This window comes from Pseudomonas sp. CFBP 13710, assembly GCF_014842235.1.
Classification (GTDB): Bacteria; Pseudomonadota; Gammaproteobacteria; order Pseudomonadales; family Pseudomonadaceae; genus Aquipseudomonas; species Aquipseudomonas baltica.
Window position 1 is genome coordinate 555,840 of the sequence record NZ_JACYVJ010000001.1, and the last position, 17,038, is coordinate 572,877.

The following is a 17,038-nucleotide window of genomic DNA, read 5'->3' on the forward strand; positions in this document are numbered from 1 at the left end:
CTTATGCCACACACATTGCGATCGGAGACGTTCATGAACCCCGAAAATCCCACCGCATCCGGAGCGGGAATAGAGATGTCCCGCCGACAAGTGCTCATTGGCACCGCAGGCACTGCGGTCACTGCGGTTTTGGCAAAGGTCGATCACGCCCAAGCGACCGCCAATATCAAATCGACAGCGCAAACTCCGCCAGTCAGTCATGTGACGTTTACCCTCAACGGGCGGCGAGTTGCCCTGGATGTCGACAACCGCACCACGCTTCTGGACGCCCTTCGAGAAAGGCTGCATCTGACGGGCAGCAAGAAAGGCTGTGACCACGGCCAGTGCGGCGCCTGTACGGTGATCGTTGAGGGTCGACGAATCAACGCGTGCCTGACACTTGCGGTCATGCACGAAGGCGACAGCATCACCACCATTGAAGGCCTCGGTACCCCGGACAACCTGCACCCACTGCAAGCAGCGTTCATCAAGCATGACGGATACCAGTGCGGGTACTGCACGCCTGGCCAGATCTGCTCGGCAGTCGCGATGCTTGAAGAAATAAAAGCCGGCATACCCAGTCACGTCAGCGGTGATCTGATTGCCAAGAGCCAAGTCAGCGCCGTCGAAATCCGGGAGCGCATGAGTGGGAATATCTGCCGTTGCGGTGCGTACTCCAACATCGTCGACGCCATCCAGGAATCAGCAGGAGGCGAGGCATGAAGTCCTTCACGTACGAACGCGCCGCATCTATGCAGCAAGCGGTTAACGCTTGCGTAAGCCACGAGGGAGCCCGATTCATCGCCGGTGGTACCAATTTGCTCGATCTGATGAAACTGGAGATCGAGACCCCGCAGCATCTGATTGATGTAAACGGATTGGCGCTCGACAAAATCACCGCGACGAACGAAGGCGGGCTAAGGATTGGCGCCATGGTGCGCAACACTGATCTGGCGGCTGCGCCACAGGTGCGTCGAGACTATGCCGTCCTCTCCAGGGCGCTGCTTGCCGGCGCGTCAGGACAATTGCGCAACAAAGCCACGACGGCAGGCAATCTGTTACAGCGCACCCGGTGTGCGTACTTCTACGACACTAATCAGCCCTGCAACAAGCGTCGCCCGGGAACTGGCTGCTCTGCAATGGGCGGTGCCAGTCGGCAACAAGCGGTCATAGGTGTCAGCGATGCCTGCATTGCCAGCCATCCCAGCGACATGGCGGTGGCGATGCGAGCATTGGGCGCCAAGGTAGAAACACTCAATTCAGACGGTCACGTCAGAACGATTGAGATCGACCACCTCTACAGTGCCCCAGGGAGCACCCCTCATATCGAAAACGTCCTTGGGCCAGGCGAGCTGATTACCGCTGTGACCTTGCCCAAGCCTGTTGGCGGCGAGCACATCTACTACAAGGTTCGTGACCGTGCGTCTTATGCGTTTGCGCTGGTTTCAGTCGCTGCGATCGTGCTGCCCGATGGGACGGGGCAACTAGCCCTTGGGGGTGTCTCATACAAGCCCTGGCGAAGTGAAGCGGCCGACGCTTTTATGCCTGACGGCGCTAAAGCCGTAGCAACACACTTGCTGGCTGGCGCTAATCCAACTACCCAAAACGCTTTCAAAATCAAACTGGCGGAACGGACGATCGGTCTGGCTTTGTCCAGTTCGTCTTCTTCACAACGGCCTCGCACGGCTGCGGTCGATTGACCAGGAGTATGCCTAATGAAGTTTGATACGCCCGCGAGCACAAACCCGATAGATCAGATGAAGGTGATCGGTCAGCCAAAGGATCGTGTTGAGGGCAAACTGAAGACGACCGGCACAGCCACCTATGCTTACGAACAACGAGCCGCACTAAGCCCTCCCGCCTACGGCTATGTTGTCGGCTCGGCAATCGGCAAAGGTCGGATATCGTCTATCGATTCAAGCGAGGCACGGCAAGCCAGCGGTGTCATCGCCATCGTCACCCACGAAAATGCAGGTCAATTGGACAGGGGTGAATTTTACGTTGATCGGGCACTTGCCGGGCCGAAAGTCGATCACTATCACCAAGCCGTAGCAATCGTCGTGGCAGAGACGTTCGAACAAGCCAGGGCGGCTTCGGCATTGCTGAGGGTCTACTACGTCAGAGAAACTGGCGCCTACGACCTCTCAGCACAGCGAGCGTCTGCCACTACGCCAGCGGCGGGCGCGTTTGGCCCTCCCCCACACACTGAGATCGGGGATTTTGAAGGCGCATTTACGCAGGCCGCAGTGACACTCGACGGCCATTACACCACTCCGGATCATGCGCACGCGATGATGGAACCTCACGCTACCATTGCTCAATGGCAGGGTGACAAACTGACGCTTTGGACGTCGATCCAACAGATGAATTGGGGCGTCAGAGACCTGGCTAAAACACTGGGGATTCCCAAAGGGAACATTCACCTCATTTCGCCCTACATCGGCGGCGGCTTTGGCGGCAAAGGCACTATCTTGTGCGACGCGGTATTGGCATCTCTTGCCTCGAAAGAGGCTGGACGCCCGGTGAAGGTCGCACTTCCCCGACCGCTTATGTTCAACAACCTGACCCATAGGCCTGCGACGATTCAAAGAATCAGGCTCGGTGCCAACTCCGACGGCAAGCTCACTGCCGTTGGTCATGAGAGCTGGTCGGGCAATCTGCGAGGTGGGCGCACTGAAGCCGCCACCGCATCGACCCGAACATTGTATGCGGGTGCTAACCGCATGACCCGCCTCTATCTTGCCCAACTCGACCTTGCTGAAGGGAGCGCCATGCGTGCGCCCGGTGAAGCGCCGGGCATGATGGCTCTGGAGATTGCCATGGACGAGATGGCAGAGAAACTGGGGATGGATCCCGTAAGATTTCGTGTTATCAACGACACCCAAGTAGATCCCGAGCAGCCGGATCGCCGGTTCTCTCAACGCCAGTTAGTAGAGTGCCTGAATAAGGGGGCTGATCATTTCGGCTGGGCGCGACGTAACACCCATCCGGCCAAAGAACTCCGTGACGGATGGTGGGTTGGCTTGGGAATGGCCTCCGCGATCCGAGGTGCACCTACGACAAAGTCCGCTGCTCGAGTCCGGCTTGACCGCGAAGGCATAGTCACCGTCGAAACTGACATGACCGACATCGGCACCGGCTCTTACACGATTATTGCCCAGACTGCTGCGGAAATGATGGGCGTGGATATGGACAAGGTAAACGTAAACTTGGGCGACTCGCACTTCCCGGAATCATCCGGTTCGGGCGGTCAATGGGGCGCTGCCTCATCTACGGCAGGCGTCTACGCTGCTTGTGTGAAGCTCAGGGAAGCCGTTTCGATGAAGCTGGGCCTTGATCCGACCCTCACCGAATTTGTCGCTGGCCACGTTCGTCAAGGGTCGATAAGTCTGCCATTGACCACTGCGACAAAGAACGGCGAGCTGGTGTCCGAAGACTTCATGGAGTTTGGCGACCTCGCCAAGGAGTACGCTCAGCAAACTTTTGGCGCCCATTTCGTTGAGGTTGGAGTAAATGCTGCCACTGGCGAGATCCGTATTCGTCGTCAACTGGCAGTGTGCGCAGCGGGCAGGATACTCAATCCAAAAACGGCACGAAGTCAGATCATCGGGGGAATGACCATGGGCGCCGGTGCTGCGCTCATGGAGGAAATGGTCGTGGATCATCGCCTAGGTTTTTTTGTTAATCACGATCTGGCCAGCTATGAAGTGCCGGTACATGCCGACATCCCCCATCAGGAGGTTATTTTCCTGGATGAGGTTGATCCCTATGCCACGCCGTTGAGGGCTAAAGGCGTCGGCGAGCTAGGTATTTCTGGCGCCGCTGCGGCGATTGCCAACGCTATCTATAACGCGACCGGCATTAGAGTCCGTGACTATCCCATTACGCTCGATAAGCTGATTGACCACTTGCCGGAAGTCGGCTGACCTTAACGCTTTACCATCGGAGTCATCAATGCAGCTGAGCCGCACGAACCTGGCAGATATCATTTATTTCCTTGCCATCGCTCGGCACCAGAGCTTCAGGAAAGCTGGGCTGGACGTGGGGATCAGCGCGTCTGCGCTAAGCCATGCCATGAAAGGGCTAGAGACACGGTTGGGCGTTCGACTGCTTAACCGCACAACACGAAGCGTGACGCTTACGGCAGCTGGCGAAGAGCTGCAGGGCCTCATCAGCGCGCCGGTAAATGATATCGGTCAGGCGCTGGAGGCCCTGAACCGGCTGCGCGACGAGCCTGCCGGACGCATCAGACTAAACGTCTTGAGCGACGGCGCGAAACTCATCCTCGGCCCGGTCCTCCCAGTCTTCGTTGATCGCTATCCGGATATAGAGGTTGACCTCACCGTCACGAATCGAATGGTAGATGTCATTGGTGACGGCCATGATGCGGGGATACGTTACGGCGGGACGGTGCCCGAAGACATGATCGCCCAGCGACTCTCTCCCGATGTCGCTTGGGCCGTCGTTGGCGCGCCGGATTACCTGCAGCGTTTCGGAATTCCGATGCATCCGGACGACCTGGACCATCATCGGTGTCTGCGTGTGCGCCTGGGCAATGCACGCATCTACCACTGGCAGTTCTCGAAAGGCGGTCAGCAGATGGAGATAGATGTGCCGGGGCCCATCACTATTGATGAGGGTCGCGTCGGTGTGGCGATGGCTATGCGCGGCGTAGGCTTGATGTACGTCCCGCAGAAGGTAGTCGAGCGGCAGATTGCGGAAGGATCTCTGCAGCGGGTCCTTGTGGATTGGACTCACTATGACCCAGGCTTTCACATTTACTACTCAAGTTTCAGACAGATACCTGTTGGTCTGCGCCTGCTCATTGACCTCATACGTGAGCTTGAGCCGATGGGGCCACTCCCCTAGCCGCTACTCGTTGATCCATAGAGGATAAGTCGTGCTTGATACTCGACGAAAACTCTTGGAGGTCACTGACTGCTTGTACCGACTCTTAAGCTATACAGGGATCTACTTCTCCACAAAATGACTGACACAGGTTGGGCAAAGGATTGATTCAGGAGCATCCAGAAGAACGGCGGCCTGCTCAATCCCAAGAAGGCGCTGTTGGTCAGATCCATACTTTTTACCTGGCCTATAGAATCGACCAAATTGCCCTTGTGCCTACCGATGACTTGCTTTAGCTTAGCTCGTGTGATGGCTACGGGCCATGCCTCTTCGGCATGACACCGGGTAGCAATACTTACAACGCCCTGGACTACCCATGAAAAGATTTGTCGTACTCGACAGTTTCCGCGGCCTCTGCGCGGTTGCCGTCGTGCTGTTCCACACTTACGTGGTGCAAAGCATTGCCGAACTCGAGTTTTTCAAGAACGCCTTCCTGCTTGTGGAGTTCTTTTTTATCCTCAGTGGTTTTGTCTTGTTTCACACCTATGGCCAGCGTTTGAACAACGCGACCGATTATAAAAATTTCTTCATCAGTCGTACGGCTCGCCTGTATCCCCTGCACCTGACCATGTTGGGCGTTTACCTGGTGCTGGAAATGGGTCGCTCGCTGGCTGAGAGGAAGGGCTTCAGTTTCAACGAACCGGCGTTCAGCGGCGCCACGTCGATGGACGAATTTCTGCCCAACCTGCTCCTGCTGCAATCCTGGCTGAACAGCGCCATGACCGGCTCGTTCAATTACCCCTCCTGGAGTATCAGCATCGAGTACTACCTGTACTTGATATTTGGCGTCATGGCAGTGCTGGCGCGCACCAGCAAGGTCAAGGTCTTCGCAATGGTGTCTCTGGCGGCCTTCATCACCTTGTGGAATGGTGAATCCTGGCTGAAGCTGGAAATCTTCCGCGGCGCTTCGTGCTTCTTCGCCGGTGCCTGCCTGTACGTGCTCTACGATCGCATCAAGGACCTGGATCTGGACGCCGTGGACTTCAATCTGCTGGAGATTGCCCTGGTGCTGGGCAGCTATCGTCTGCTGGTGTCGAACATCGATCACAAGGGCGTGTATGCCAGCCTGCTGTTCTGTGTCTTGATTCTGGTATTTGCGTTCGAGCGCGGCGTGATCTCGCGACTGCTGCACCAGCGCTTCTTCGTCTGGCTGGGCGCCCTGTCGTTCTCCATCTATTTGACGCACGCAGCCATTCTCTTCGTGTTCAAGAGCGCCGTGATCGTGCTGTCGAAAGTGCTGCACACCGACCTGACAGAAACCCTGCAGGGCCATGACATGCCCAACATGGTCAAGTACATCTCGACCCACAGCATATGGCTCGACAACGGCATCGTCGTCTTGCAGTTGGCGGCGGTACTGCTGGTCTCGACATTGACCTACAAGTATGTCGAGATGCCGGGCGTGCAATTGGGCAAGCGACTCACTCGCCGCAAAGGCGCAACGCCTGGCCCTACCCTGCAAGGCACCGTGCAGTAGCCTCTCAGGTATCCTCCGGCCGTCCCTTTCGAGGGACGGCCCACGTGCCATGTGCCACGACAACCCACTTGACCAACCCCATCAGCTTTTCCCTGGCCACTCCATGCCAAGGACCTTGTAAACCTCGGCAACCACCTGCATCGCTGCCTGTTCGACACTGCCGTCATTACGGCAGCAAACCCAGCCGTGATCTGCAATCGCCCGCTCGAACGCTCGCGTACAATCGACATGTTCTTGCAGCGTATGGATCACCGTACTGCTGAGTCCGCGCCGTCGTGCAGCTGCCCTCGCCCATGAAATAGCCGGGTCTGTGACAACCCCGACATGCAGGTCCGGCACTCGCACGTTTCGATCGATGTTCAGCTGCAGAATGTCTGCGAATGGGACCATCCGGCGAAAAGCGGCCTCCGATGGGTACCAGCGATCGATCAGGATGATGCTGTCGCGTGGCTGCCGGGTCAGCACGTTCTGGGAGATCCAGGCACGGCTCTGGGCAAAACGCTCACAGATCTCCCACTCCAGATCCTCACGGGGACTTCTCGCCAGTTGGTTGACCAGAATCATGGTTCCAGCCCTGAGCGGATCGCTCTTGCGCTCGCATAACCGGATCACTTTTTTGTCGTCGGCCCTCAATATTTTGGTCACGGCCTCCAACAGCGTGGTTTTACCGGTGCCCTTGGGCCCGTCGAGAGAAACGAATAATGGAAGATTCATTGTTCACGTAACGATTGATATACGGTTCATTTGCTCTCAGATGTCACTGCCCATCATGCCGGGGTGAGTGTCGAAGTCATACTGTTGAATGACTGTTGCTCCGTAAACAGTTGGAAAATATATATCTGAATCAGAGCAGTCTATTCCATTGTGATCGTTGCGATGGCTTTTATAGTGCGATTCAATCTAAGGACGCTGCACTTCGACGCTCGTTTGTCTGGTTGAAAACCCTGAATGGCAAGCTGCGTTCGAATGCGTTCTTCGCGATTGCTCGGTCGTGGGTTTGTGACTGAGTGTCCACTACAACACAGCCATCATTTGGCGCTCTGGTGAATACGATGGCAAAACACATTCAAATCCTCGACGGCGGCATGGGCCGAGAGCTGTCGCGAAACGGTGCACCGTTTCGTCAACCCGAGTGGTCTGCGCTGGCGCTGATCGAAGCCCCGGAATATGTGCGCCAGGCACATGACGCGTTCATCGCTGCCGGTGCGCAGGTCATTTCCACCAACAGCTATGCCGTGGTGCCCTTCCATATCGGCGAAGCGCGGTTCGAGAACGACGGCACCGCTTTGGCGCAGCGGGCGGGCACCCTCGCCCGCGCCGCTGCCGATGCCAGTCCTTACGCCGTTCGCGTCGCCGGGTCGCTGCCTCCCCCGCTTGGCTCGTACCGCCCGGATCTGTTCGAGCCGGTGCAGGCTGGCAAGGTCCTGCGGGTGCTGATCGACGCGCTGAGCGAGCATGTCGATCTATGGCTGGCAGAGACGCAAAGCTCCATTGCGGAAGTCAGGCTGGTGGCCGAGTTATTGAAAGACGACCCGCGACCACGCTGGTTTTCCTTCACGCTGGATGACGCGCTGGACGCCCAGGGCAAGGCTCGCCTGCGATCTGGCGAAAGCATCACCGACGCCCTGTTGGCGGCAGTCGAACTGGGCGCGGCTTCCGTGCTGTTCAACTGCAGCCCGCCGGAAGTCATGAGCGCTGCCTTGCTCGAGGCTGGCGCACACAGCAGTTTACCGCTCGGCATCTATGCCAATGCCTTCGAACCGTCGGACCATAAACGGGGTGCCAACGTCGGCATCAGCGCACTGCGCCGCGACACCCAGCCGGACAATTACCTGCGCTGGGCGCGTGAGTGGGTCGATCAGGGTGCCAGTATCGTCGGCGGTTGCTGTGGCATCGGTCCGGAACACATTCGCGCACTGTCGACCGCCCTCGCCGGCTCCGACTTCGTACCCGTTGCCCAGGATGCCCTGCATGTTTGATCGTCGCTCGTTCATCAAGGGTACCGGAGCGGCCGCGATGACAGCGGCCATGACCTCCGCCTGGCCGTTGGCCAATGCCTTCGCGCAGGAGCCACAGGGTCCCAGAAAAGGCGGCCACCTGACAATCGGCCTGGACAACGCGTCGACCACAGACCGCCTGGATCCGGCCTTCTGGTTCGAAAGCTGGATGTATTTCACCGGCAGTCAGCTGTTCAATGCTTTGGTTGAAGTCGACGATAGCGGAGCAATCGTGCCTTCACTCGCCGAATCCTGGTCCAGCGATGACGGTGGCCGCAAGTGGGTCCTGAACATCCGCAAAGGCGTGCATTTTCATGATGGACGCGCCTTGAGTGCAAAGGACGTGGTCTGGTCGCTCAACCACCACCGCAACGAGAAGTCGTCCTCCCCGGTCAAGGTCTATCTGGACCCGGTCACGAGCTTGAGAGCCACTGCGGATCACGAGGTCACTGTCACGCTGGCGGAGCCGAACGTCGAGTTCATCGCCTTGTTGTCAGCGGTGCATTTCGTGATCACAGCCGAAAACGAGGCGTTCGAAAAAGCCATCGGCACCGGCGCCTTCATTCTGGAAAGCTTCCAGCCGGGCGTGCGCATGCTGGTCAAGCGCAACCCCAACCACTGGAACCCTTCACGCGGCCATGTCGACTCCGTCGAAACCCTGGCCATGAATGACTCGACCGCCCGGGTCGCGGCGCTGGTCAGCGGTTCCGTGCAGATCATCAATCGGGTCAATCCGCGGATAGTCGGGCGCATCGAGAAGCTGCCCTCGATTCAGCTGGTGCGGGACAAGGACAGCCAGATATTCACCCTGCCCGGCCTGGCCCACGTGGCGCCGTTCGATTCCCTCGATGGGCGTCTGGCACTGAAATACGCGATAGACCGGCAACAGTTGATCGACACGGTCCTGGGCGGGTATGGCTCGCTGGGCAACGACAATCCAGTCTTCCCATCGAACCGGTACTTCGCGCAGGATATTCCCCAGCGACCTTACGACCCTGATCTGGCGCGCTTCCACTGGCAAAAAGCAGGGTTCGCAGGCCCGCTCACGCTCTTCGCGGCAGACGCGGGCTTTCCAGGGGCGGTGGATGCGGCTCAGCTGTATCAACAGTCGGCGCAAAAGGCTGGCATTCCCCTGGGCATCGAACGGGTGCCAAACGACGCATTCTGGACCGATACCTGGCTGAAAAAGCCGTTCTGCACCTCCAATTGGGGGGCGCGCCCCACTGCCGATGCATTGCTGTCCATGGTGTTCACCAGCCAGGCCCCCTGGAACGAATCCGCTTGGCGCGTCCCGGCTTTCGATCAATTGGTGAAAGCGGCGCGTGGCGAAACCGATGAAGACAAACGCCGGCAGATCTACCACGACATCCAGGTGATGCTGGTCGAGCAGAGCAGTGAAATCATCCCGCTGTACGCCGATGCGCTGGCAGCCACGCGCAAGAACGTCAAGGGTTTCACGTCGGTGCCTGGGGTGCCCCTCAGTGGCAACCGAGCCGCCGAGAAAGTCTGGCTGGAAGGATAAAGTCGATGTCGGTGACACTTTCGGTTATCGCTCGCGCGGGGGGGCAAGGCGCGCTGGCAAGCATGATTGCGCGGCGCCTGGCGGTCGGCATGGTCATGCTGCTGGCGACTTCGCTGTTGATTTTCATCGGCCTGAACCTGCTACCGGGCGATACGGCAACCGCAATTCTGGGTCAGTCCGCAACCCCTGCGGCGATCCAGGCCCTGAAGCTGCAACTGGGCCTGGACCAACCGGCCGGCTGGCGTTATGTGCAGTGGCTGGGTGGGGTGCTGCAAGGTGAGTTCGGCGTCAGCCTGAGCTCTCGGGAAACCATCTCTACGGCCCTCTTGGAACGGCTGCAAAACACCCTGTTCCTGGCAGGCATCACCGCGTTGGTCGCGGTACCGCTGGCGCTGATCATGGGGTTCGTTTCGGTACGTTTCCATGGCGGCTGGGTCGATGGCCTGTTGAGCCTGGCAAGTCGCACCACAGTGGCCTTGCCCGAATTTTTTTCCGGCTACCTGCTGATCTTCATCTTTTCGATGACCCTCGCGTGGTTGCCCAGCAACAGCAGCGTGCAGGCAGGGATGCCGTTCTCGGACCGATTGACAGCCATCGCACTTCCCATGGCCACGCTGGTACTCGCCGTGCTGGGCCACATGAGCAACATGACCCGAGCGGCGCTGCTCAATGCCCAGCGCAGCAGCTACGTCGATACCGCCGTGCTCAAGGGGCTTTCACCCATGCGGGTTTTGTGGCGGCACGTCTTGCCCAATGCCTGGGGCCCGATCATCAACGTCATCGTGTTGAACATGGCCTACCTGATGGTGGGCGTGGTGATCGTGGAAAACGTTTTCGTCTATCCCGGCCTGGGCCAATACCTGGTCGACAGCATCGGCAAACGGGACGTGCCTGTGGTCCAGGGTTGCGCGCTGGTGCTGGCAGCCATCTACATCCTGCTGAATCTGTTCGCCGACGTGATCGCCTTGTTGACCAACCCCCGTCTACGCCACGGAAAATAATTCATGCCCGCACCGAAAATCGTTCACCTGCCCGGCATCGTCGGTCTGGTTCTGTTCGTGGCCGTCGCCCTTTTCGCGCCCTGGCTGGCTCCCCATGCTCCCGACCAGGTGATTGGCACAGCCTGGGATGTCCCGTCAGCGCTGGCGCCTCTGGGCACCGACAATCTGGGCCGCGACCTGCTGTCGCGGCTGATCTGGGGCACGCGCACGTCGCTGTCGGTGACTGCCGCCGCAGCCTTGGTGGCGTTCGTCGGGGGAACGACGCTGGGCTTCATCGCTGGGGCTGCCGGGGGCTGGATCGACCAACTGATCTCGCGTATCAACGACGTGCTGATGGCGATACCGACGTTGATACTGGCGCTGGTGATTCTGGCAACGCTGCCCAAGACCCTGGCTGTGATCATTCTGGTGCTCGGGCTGCTGGAGGCCACTCGCATTCTGCGCGTGGCACGTGCCTTGGCGGCGGATATTGCAGCCATGGAGTTCATCGACGTGGCGCGCATGCGCGGAGAAAGCATGGCCTGGATTCTGTTGCGGGAAATTCTGCCCAATGCCCTGCCCATCCTGATCGCGGAATTCGCCCTGCGCTTCGTTTTCATTCTGCTGTTTCTGTCCGCGTTGTCTTTCCTCGGGCTGGGCATTCAGCCCCCTACGGCAGACTGGGGCGGATTGGCCCGGGATAACAAGGACGGCGTGTTGTTCGGTGTGTGGGCCGCGTTGATACCGGGTGCAGCGATTGCCGTGTTGGCGCTGTGCATCAATGCGCTGGCCGATTGGCTGCTGAACGGCAACACACGCCAGTGGGGAGCGCGCAACCATGACTGATTCGACCCACGCCTCTGCACCTCCACTGTTGTGCGTCGACCAGTTACGAATTGCCGCCAGAGGCGAGCCTGGGCAGATGCTGGTCGATAACCTGTCCTTCACGCTCAATGCCGGAGAAGTGCTGGGTCTGATCGGCGAGTCCGGAGCGGGGAAATCCACTGTCGGCCAGGCGATCCTGGGTCATCTGCGTGAAGGCATGACGCTTGCCGACGGGCGAGTCCTGTTCCATGGGCAGGACCTGCTGCGCCTTCCCGAACCTGGCTTGCGACGGATACGCGGCAGGCGCATCGCGTACGTCGCACAATCGGCTGGATCGGCCTTCAACCCGGCTCTGACCATCGGTGCCCAGGTGATCGAAGCTGCGCAGTTGCACGGGCCCATGGATGCGGCCACGGCCAAGGCGCGGGCACTGCAGCTGTTCACCGAGTTCAGTCTGCCGGAGCCTGAAACGTTCTACACACGTTACCCGCATCAGGTGTCGGGCGGGCAGCTGCAGCGCGCGATGATCGCCATGGCGCTGTGCAGTTCGCCCGAGCTGATCGTCTTCGACGAGCCGACGACCGCACTGGATGTCGTCACGCAACTGGGCATTCTTCAGGCCATTGCGCAGGTCATCCGCCGGGCAGGTGTAGCCGCCATCTACATCAGCCACGACCTGGCCGTGGTTGCACAACTGGCCGACCGCATCATGGTGTTGCGTCATGGCCAATGCGTGGAGCACGGGACGACGCAGCAGATTCTGCAAAGGCCGACGCAGCGCTACACCCGGGATCTGCTCGATGCCGGATGCACTTCTCGCGGTCCAGGCGTTGTTCCATCGGTGCAGAAAGAACTGCTGACCATCCGCTCACTGACCGCCAGGTATCACCATCGGCCGGTATTGGACGACGTTTCCCTGCGTCTGTGGCAAGGCTGCACGCTGGCGCTCATCGGCGAATCAGGATCAGGTAAGTCGACCTTGGGTAGAGCCATTTGCGGATTGCTCACGGACGTTGGCGGTTCCATGACGCTGAACGGCAAGGCGCTGCCGTTGACGCTCGGGAAGCGGGCCCACCATCACCTGCAGCAGGTCCAACTGGTCCATCAGATCCCCGATAGTGCGCTCAATCCCAGACTGTCGATCGGCGATCAGCTCGATCGCGCCGTGCAGAAATTTACCGGGTCAAGCCGACAGCAGCGGCAACAGCGGGTGATCGCATTGCTGGGCCAGGTGGGCCTGCCTGCAGACATCGCCAAGCGACTGCCGCACACGCTTTCCGGGGGGCAGAAACAGCGCGTATGCATTGCACGCGCGCTGGCTGCCGAGCCTGCACTGATCATTTGTGATGAACCCACTTCGGCGCTGGATCCGCTGGTTGCCCAGGAGATTCTGGCATTGCTGCGGCATCTGCAAGCCGAAACGGGCGTGTCGTACCTGTTCATCACCCACGACCTGCACGTCGCCAAGCAGATTGCCCATGAGGTGGCGGTGTTGCGCAACGGCCGTATCGTTCACCGAGGACCCACTGCTGAAGCGCTCAGCGCACCGTTTGATGACTACACACAGAGCCTTGTCGAATCGGTACCGCAAATGCGGCAAGACTGGTTGGCGCAGATGACCGGTTAATAGCGCGTCGTTTTTCCCAGAGTGCGCCAGGTGTTCAGCTGGGCCTGGCTTTGAACGTCAACGCAAAGCCCAGCAACACCACCCCGGCGAAGCCCGCCGGGAACAGCCAGATACTTTTCCAGTCATGTTGCATGCCCGTTGCATAGTGATCGGTCACCTGCCCCGCTACCCAGAAACCGATCAGCATGCCCAACCCATAGGTGGCCAGGGTGATCAGCCCCTGTGCCGAGCTGCGGAAGCGTTCAGGCGTCTTGGCGTCGGTGTAGATCTGCCCGCAGACGAAAAAGAAGTCGTAGCAGACACCATGCAGCGCGATGCCGATCAGCAGCATGGCGACTTCTTCCCCGCCGCTGCCATAGGCGAACAGCACGTAGCGCAGCACCCAGGCGAACATGCCGACCAGCAGCGCGATCTTGATGCCGAAGCGGGCAATGAACAGCGGCAGCAGGAGCATGAACAGCACTTCGGACACTTGCCCGATGGCCATCTTCGCGGTGGGATTGGCGATGCCGATCTCGGCCAGGAACGGGTTGGCATTCTGGTAGTAGAAAGCCAGTGGTATGCAGATCAGGATCGAGGCCAGGAAGAAGATCAGGTAGCTGCGATCCTTCAGAAGCCCCAAAGCATCCAGGCCCAGCACTTGACTCAGTCCCTTGCGCTCGCTGGTGGCCTGCAAAGGTGCCGTGCTGGGCAGGGTGAAGCTGTAAAGCCCCAGGAGCAGCGAAGCGACGGCCGACATCAGGAAAGTATTACGCAGTGCGCCACCGGCGATACCTTGAGCAGAATCCCAGGCGAAAACCATGCTGATCACCACGCCGGCAACGATCCAGCCGATGGTGCCCCATACCCGGATGCGGGAAAACTCGCGAGCCGGTTCTTTCATCTGGCGGAAGGCAACCGAGTTCACCAAGGCCAGGGTCGGCATGTAGGCCACCATGTAGGCCAGGACATAGGGATAGAACGCGGCGAAATCCGCTGCTCGATAGAGTTGATACAACAGCACCGCGCCCAGCAAGTGCAGCACGGCAAGGATACGTTCGGCGTTGAACCAGCGGTCGGCGATCAGACCGATGACGAAGGGCGCAATGATCGCTCCCCAGGATTGCGTCGAGAATGCCAGCCCGATCTGGCTGCCGCTGGCGCCCAGGCCCGTCGCCAGGAATGTTCCCAGGGTGACGAACCAGCCACCCCAGATGAAGAACTGCAGGAACATCATCACGCTCAGTCGGGCGTTCATCGTTTTCATTGCGCTCACCGTTTTATTGTTATGGCAGGTGTCGGTCGAAAGCTTGGGCGGTTCAGTCTTCGGGCAAACCCAGTAATCTTCGGTTGGATTGCACGTCGGCGGACACGCCGGCGAAATCATCGAAAGCGCGTTGCGTGCGCTTGATCATGTGTCGCTCGATGAAGGCAGCACCCTCACCTGCGCCTTGCGCCGAATCCTTCAGGCAGCATTCCCACTCGAGCACGGCCCAACCGTTGAAGCCGTACTGGGTCAACTTGCTGAAGATCGATTTGAAGTCCACCTGGCCGTCACCCAGCGAGCGGAAGCGGCCCGGCCGATCGACCCAGTCCTGGTAGCCGCCATACACGCCGGAGCGGGCATCGGGACGGAACTCGGCGTCCTTGACGTGGAACATGCGGATGCGCGCGTGGTAACGATCGATGAAACCCAGGTAGTCCATCTGCTGCAGCAGCAGGTGGCTGGGGTCATACAGGATGGCGGCGCGCGGATGGTGGTCGACTGCCTGCAGGAAGCGCTCGAACGAGGCACCGTCGTGCAGATCCTCACCGGGGTGAATCTCGTAGCACAGGTCGACACCGGCCTCTTCGAAACAATCGAGAATCGGCAACCAGCGCCTGGCCAGCTCGGCAAAACCCTGCTCGACCAGACCATCGGGCCGCTGCGGCCACGGGTAGACATAGGGCCATAGCAAGGCGCCGGAAAAGGTCGCGTGGGCGGTCAGGCCCAGGCGTTGGCTGGCTTGTGCGGCAAGCTTGAGCTGCTCGATGGCCCACTCGGTGCGGGCTTGTGGAGCATTACGCAAATGCACCGGCGCGAACTCGTCGAACACCGCGTCGAAGGCAGGATGCACGGCGACCAGTTGACCCTGCAGGTGGGTCGACAGCTCGCTGATCTGCACGCCGGCTTTGGCGCAGACGGCATTGAGCTCGTCGCAGTACGCCTGGCTTTGCGCTGCACGCTCCAGGTCGATGTAGCGGGTGCCTAGCGTGGGCAGTTGGATCGACTTGTAACCTTGTGACGCAGCCCAGCCAGCGATGTTGGCCAGGTTGTCGAAGGGCGCTTCGGGCGACATGAACTGCGCCAGGAATATACCTGGGCCACGCAGCCCCGTCTCGGCAGGAAGGTTCATTGTGCGGTACTCCGTGAGGAAGATGGGCAGATCAGTTCGGTCCACTTGGCGTCGCCGCGGTGGTTGATGATGGCGGCCTCGATGAAGGCCATCCCGCGCAGGCCGATGTGCATGCCGGGTACGCCGGACATCTGGTTGCCGGCCCCGCCCGCCTGGATGGCGTCGGCAAAATCCACGTACAGATTGGCCATCGCCTCCAGGTAACCTTCGGGATGCCCTGCGGGCAAACGCATCCGGCGCGTGGCGGCGGCACTGAGCCAAGGTTGGCCAAGACCCGAACGCAGGATGCGCATGGGCTGGTCCAGCGAACGGTGAATCAGACTGGACGGTTCTTCCTGCCGCCATTCCAGCCCGCCTAACTCGCCATAGACGCGAATCTTCAACGGATTCTCTTCGCCGGCGCAGACCTGGCTGGCGATCAGAACTCCGCTGGCCCCGCCGCTCATCTTGATCAGCACACTGACGTCGTCGTCCAGTTGGCGACCTTCGACATGGGAGCCGAGCATGGCGCTGAGGCAGTACACCTGCTGGTCGGCAACGAATTCAGCCAAACTAAACGCATGCGTACCGATGTCGCCGATGCAGCCGCCAATGCCGGATTGTTCCGGGTCGTCGCGCCAGTCGGCCTGCTTGTTGCCCTGGCTGGCGATGTCCTGGCTGAGCCAGCCTTGCGGGTATTCGACGATGACTTTACGCACGGCACCGATGAGGCCATTGCGCACCAGCTCGCGGGCTTCCCAGGCCATGGGGTAACCGAGGTATACGTGGGCAAGGCCATAGAGTCGGTCACTGCCGAGCAAGGTCTGGTCCAGCGCCTGCAGCTCGGCCAGGTTCAAAGCGGCGGGCTTTTCGCTGAACACATGGAAGCCTGACTGGATCGCGCGCTGTGCGACGGGCGCATGCAGATGATTGGGCGTGACGTTGACCAGCAACTGCATGCGCTGGTCTTCGGGGAGGCGCGCTTCGGCCTCGATCATCTCCCGCCAGTCGCCATAGACACGCTGTGGCGCGAGCCCCAAAGCGTTTCCAGTGCGCTGATTGTTGAGCGAATCGCGACTGAAAGCGCCGCACACCAGATCGAATCGCCCATCCAGCGCCGCCGCCCGCCGATGTGCCCGGGCAATGAACGACCCTTCCCCCCCACCGACGAAACCCATTCTGGTTTTTTGCATGACATCCAGCCTCTAGATCCTTGTCAGCTCAGCGCTGGTCAGATCAGCAATCAATGACCTAGCGATGTAACCGGTTACATTTGTTCAAGGAATCTAGGCGTCAACGCGTCCCCTGTCAAACACCACCGGGCGGATCATCGCGGTACCGGAGGCAGTGGCAAACTGAGGTAAGCTCT

At 59.7% G+C, this 17,038-nt stretch carries 14 protein-coding genes; 10 read left to right on the top strand and 4 right to left on the bottom strand.

Annotated elements, in window-relative coordinates; all coding sequences use genetic code 11:
• The first annotated feature begins 33 nt into the window (after positions 1–33).
• From paoA to IFT44_RS02405, 5 genes are all read left to right on the top strand, one after another.
• Positions 34–702, top strand: coding sequence for an aldehyde dehydrogenase iron-sulfur subunit PaoA (gene paoA, locus IFT44_RS02385; RefSeq protein ID WP_185793322.1), 669 nt, complete (start codon positions 34–36; stop codon positions 700–702).
• A complete protein-coding gene (locus IFT44_RS02390; RefSeq protein ID WP_192057069.1) occupies positions 699–1,679 on the top strand; it encodes an FAD binding domain-containing protein in 981 nt (326 codons plus the stop codon). The genes paoA and IFT44_RS02390 overlap by 4 nt, the downstream gene beginning before the upstream one ends.
• A 15-nt stretch (positions 1,680–1,694) precedes the next feature.
• Complete coding sequence (gene paoC, locus IFT44_RS02395) at positions 1,695–3,905, top strand: aldehyde oxidoreductase molybdenum-binding subunit PaoC (protein ID WP_192175347.1); 2,211 nt, start codon at positions 1,695–1,697, stop codon at positions 3,903–3,905.
• Between the two features lie 28 nt (positions 3,906–3,933).
• A complete protein-coding gene (locus IFT44_RS02400) occupies positions 3,934–4,848 on the top strand; it encodes a LysR family transcriptional regulator (protein ID WP_192057067.1) in 915 nt (304 codons plus the stop codon).
• Between the two features lie 355 nt (positions 4,849–5,203).
• On the top strand, positions 5,204–6,364 hold the full coding sequence (locus IFT44_RS02405; protein WP_192175348.1) for an acyltransferase family protein: 1,161 nt from the start codon (positions 5,204–5,206) through the stop codon (positions 6,362–6,364).
• An 81-nt stretch (positions 6,365–6,445) separates the two neighbouring features.
• On the opposite strand, the gene IFT44_RS02410 is transcribed toward IFT44_RS02405, so the two are convergent.
• A complete protein-coding gene (locus IFT44_RS02410; protein ID WP_192175349.1) occupies positions 6,446–7,078 on the bottom strand; it encodes a dTMP kinase in 633 nt (210 codons plus the stop codon).
• Between the two features lie 338 nt (positions 7,079–7,416).
• Here IFT44_RS02410 and IFT44_RS02415 point away from each other — a divergent pair, with 338 nt between their 5' ends.
• From IFT44_RS02415 to IFT44_RS02435, 5 genes are read left to right on the top strand one after another with little or no spacing between them, the layout of a single operon-like run.
• Positions 7,417–8,343: a homocysteine S-methyltransferase family protein gene (locus tag IFT44_RS02415; protein ID WP_192175350.1), complete on the top strand. Its 927-nt coding sequence runs from the start codon at positions 7,417–7,419 to the stop codon at positions 8,341–8,343.
• A complete protein-coding gene (locus tag IFT44_RS02420; protein ID WP_122478013.1) occupies positions 8,336–9,883 on the top strand; it encodes an ABC transporter substrate-binding protein in 1,548 nt (515 codons plus the stop codon). Before IFT44_RS02415 ends, IFT44_RS02420 begins: the two co-directional genes overlap by 8 nt.
• A 5-nt stretch (positions 9,884–9,888) precedes the next feature.
• Positions 9,889–10,884, top strand: a complete 996-nt coding sequence (locus IFT44_RS02425; protein ID WP_192057062.1) for an ABC transporter permease — start codon at positions 9,889–9,891, stop codon at positions 10,882–10,884.
• 3 nt (positions 10,885–10,887) lie between these two features.
• Positions 10,888–11,709, top strand: coding sequence for an ABC transporter permease (locus IFT44_RS02430; RefSeq protein WP_192101972.1), 822 nt, complete (start codon positions 10,888–10,890; stop codon positions 11,707–11,709).
• Positions 11,702–13,315, top strand: a complete 1,614-nt coding sequence (locus tag IFT44_RS02435; RefSeq protein ID WP_192175351.1) for an ABC transporter ATP-binding protein — start codon at positions 11,702–11,704, stop codon at positions 13,313–13,315. The genes IFT44_RS02430 and IFT44_RS02435 overlap by 8 nt, the downstream gene beginning before the upstream one ends.
• A gap of 34 nt (positions 13,316–13,349) precedes the next feature.
• Here the strand turns inward: IFT44_RS02435 and IFT44_RS02440 are convergent, their stop codons facing one another.
• From IFT44_RS02440 to IFT44_RS02450, 3 genes are read right to left on the bottom strand one after another with little or no spacing between them, the layout of a single operon-like run.
• Positions 13,350–14,561 carry a nucleoside permease gene (locus IFT44_RS02440; protein ID WP_192137165.1) on the bottom strand — a complete coding sequence of 404 codons (1,212 nt, stop codon included), beginning with the start codon at positions 14,559–14,561 and terminating at the stop codon, positions 13,350–13,352.
• 52 nt (positions 14,562–14,613) lie between these two features.
• The gene (locus tag IFT44_RS02445) at positions 14,614–15,690 is read right to left on the bottom strand and encodes a sugar phosphate isomerase/epimerase family protein (RefSeq protein ID WP_192175352.1); all 1,077 of its coding nucleotides are present in this window, start codon (positions 15,688–15,690) and stop codon (positions 14,614–14,616) included.
• A complete protein-coding gene (locus tag IFT44_RS02450; RefSeq protein WP_244652071.1) occupies positions 15,687–16,862 on the bottom strand; it encodes a Gfo/Idh/MocA family protein in 1,176 nt (391 codons plus the stop codon). Before IFT44_RS02450 ends, IFT44_RS02445 begins: the two co-directional genes overlap by 4 nt.
• Positions 16,863–17,038 lie beyond the last annotated feature (176 nt).

What these genes read in the sequence shown, in the direction of transcription:
- IFT44_RS02440 (WP_192137165.1), bottom strand. Translation starts at nt 14,561, where the DNA reads ATGAAAACGATGAACGCCCGACTGAGCGTGATGATGTTCCTGCAGTTC.
- IFT44_RS02410 (WP_192175349.1), bottom strand. Translation starts at nt 7,078, where the DNA reads ATGAATCTTCCATTATTCGTTTCTCTCGACGGGCCCAAGGGCACCGGT.
- paoA (WP_185793322.1), top strand. Translation starts at nt 34, where the DNA reads ATGAACCCCGAAAATCCCACCGCATCCGGAGCGGGAATAGAGATGTCC.
- IFT44_RS02420 (WP_122478013.1), top strand. Translation starts at nt 8,336, where the DNA reads ATGTTTGATCGTCGCTCGTTCATCAAGGGTACCGGAGCGGCCGCGATG.
- IFT44_RS02445 (WP_192175352.1), bottom strand. Translation starts at nt 15,690, where the DNA reads ATGAACCTTCCTGCCGAGACGGGGCTGCGTGGCCCAGGTATATTCCTG.
- IFT44_RS02415 (WP_192175350.1), top strand. Translation starts at nt 7,417, where the DNA reads ATGGCAAAACACATTCAAATCCTCGACGGCGGCATGGGCCGAGAGCTG.
- IFT44_RS02405 (WP_192175348.1), top strand. Translation starts at nt 5,204, where the DNA reads ATGAAAAGATTTGTCGTACTCGACAGTTTCCGCGGCCTCTGCGCGGTT.
- paoC (WP_192175347.1), top strand. Translation starts at nt 1,695, where the DNA reads ATGAAGTTTGATACGCCCGCGAGCACAAACCCGATAGATCAGATGAAG.
- IFT44_RS02430 (WP_192101972.1), top strand. Translation starts at nt 10,888, where the DNA reads ATGCCCGCACCGAAAATCGTTCACCTGCCCGGCATCGTCGGTCTGGTT.
- IFT44_RS02450 (WP_244652071.1), bottom strand. Translation starts at nt 16,862, where the DNA reads ATGCAAAAAACCAGAATGGGTTTCGTCGGTGGGGGGGAAGGGTCGTTC.
- IFT44_RS02425 (WP_192057062.1), top strand. Translation starts at nt 9,889, where the DNA reads ATGTCGGTGACACTTTCGGTTATCGCTCGCGCGGGGGGGCAAGGCGCG.
- IFT44_RS02400 (WP_192057067.1), top strand. Translation starts at nt 3,934, where the DNA reads ATGCAGCTGAGCCGCACGAACCTGGCAGATATCATTTATTTCCTTGCC.
- IFT44_RS02390 (WP_192057069.1), top strand. Translation starts at nt 699, where the DNA reads ATGAAGTCCTTCACGTACGAACGCGCCGCATCTATGCAGCAAGCGGTT.
- IFT44_RS02435 (WP_192175351.1), top strand. Translation starts at nt 11,702, where the DNA reads ATGACTGATTCGACCCACGCCTCTGCACCTCCACTGTTGTGCGTCGAC.